Genomic DNA, 1465 nt, shown 5'->3' with positions numbered 1-1465 from the left:
GGCTCTTCCGTTTTTAGAGTGCGTTGATCTTCCCCTGCAGCTGTCCGGAGTGGATCAAGCACCGCAAGATGTAGTGGTTGAGATTCCTGAAGCCCAGGGCGATCCCGCGCAGGTGCTCGAGCCTGCCGTTGATGGATTCGACCGGCCCGTTGGACGCGCCGATATCGAAGTAGGCCAACACGTCCTCACGTCGGCGCCACAAGGTGCGCCCCAGTTGGGCGAGCTCCTCCAGACCTGCGGGTAGTCCCTTACGCAGGCTGTTGATCACCCGGCTCATGAGCTTCTTGCCCTCTGATTTCTTCGGATGCCCGTACGCCGCGATCATGTCCTGGTAGAACAGCCAGGTCACCTCGAGTGCCACGTAGTCATCGTCGGTGGCCCATAACAGGTCGAGTCGTTGTTTCTGCCGCTGCGTGAGGTAGTTCGTCCTGGTCAACAAGGTCCGGCGGTACTTGTACAGCGGGTCGTCTTTGCGTCCGCGTCGTCCGGTGGTCTCTCGTTGGAGTCGCTGCCGACAGCCGGTGAGCTTGTCGGCAGCCAGATGGACTACGTGAAACGGATCCATCACCTTGGTCGCGTCCGGGAGGACCTGGTCGACGGCGGAGGCGTAGCCGGTGAAGCCATCCATGGTCACCACCTGCACTTGGCTGCGGAAGCTAGGGTCGCGTTCCTGCAGCCAGGTGCGCAGCACTTCCGCACTGCGTCCGGGACCCAGGTCCAGCAGTCGGGCCGGACCACGTCCGTCGACCAGTGGGGTGAGGTCGACGAGGATGGTCACCAGGTTCGACGGCTGACCGGGCTTTCGAGTGTGCTTCCAGACATGTTCATCGACGCCGAGGATGCGCACCCCGTCCAGGTGGTGCGGGTCGTCGTAGACAAGCTGGCGGCAGGCATCGAGTGCGACCTGGTTGACCAGGTCCCAGCCGATGCCGAGTGCTTTGGCGGTGGCAGAGACACTCATCCGGTCAATCGCCAGGCGCTGGAGGATCCAGCGGGTGACGCGGTGGGTGAGCTTGGATCCGTCATCCGCGCAGGCCAGGGATGTCTGGAAGATCTTCCTCGGACACGACGTGGCTGTGCACAGGAAGCGGGGAACGCGGACATCCAGGCGGGTGGGGAAGCCGACGACGGGAAGATCAACGAGCCGGCGGAGGATGTGATCGCGTAGCTTCCCTGGGTGCCCGCACTCGGGGCAGGTATTGCTCACGGCCACCGGTGCGGCATCGATGATGGTGATGGTGCCCGCGTCGGCGGCACCGGTGATCGTCAAGCCGATCTCGGCGGTGCGGCAGATGGTGTCGGCGACGAGGTTGCCAGTAGGCTTCACGGTGCGGGTCCCTGGTGTGTTCAGATGATTGTGTAGGAACTTTCATCTTCACACCGGGGACCCCTATATGTTGTGGTGACCCGCTGAACCCACCGTGGTCTTCTTCACCCCGCTACGCACTCCGAAACCGGAAGAGCC

The 1465-nt window shown here is 63.1% G+C and carries 1 protein-coding gene; it reads right to left on the bottom strand.

Going from position 1 to position 1465, the window contains the following annotated elements; all coding sequences use genetic code 11:
• Nucleotides 1-13 precede the first annotated feature (13 nt).
• The gene (locus tag QP981_RS11130) at nucleotides 14-1327 is read right to left on the bottom strand and encodes an ISL3 family transposase (RefSeq protein WP_284858021.1); all 1314 of its coding nucleotides are present in this window, start codon (nucleotides 1325-1327) and stop codon (nucleotides 14-16) included.
• Between the last annotated feature and the right edge of the window lie 138 nt (nucleotides 1328-1465).

It is taken from the genome of Corynebacterium sp. MSK047 (assembly GCF_030232285.1).
Lineage (GTDB): Bacteria > Actinomycetota > Actinomycetes > Mycobacteriales > Mycobacteriaceae > Corynebacterium > Corynebacterium jeikeium_D.
The sequence above is the reverse complement of the archived record's forward strand: the minus strand, read 5'-3'. Positions and strand labels throughout refer to the sequence as shown.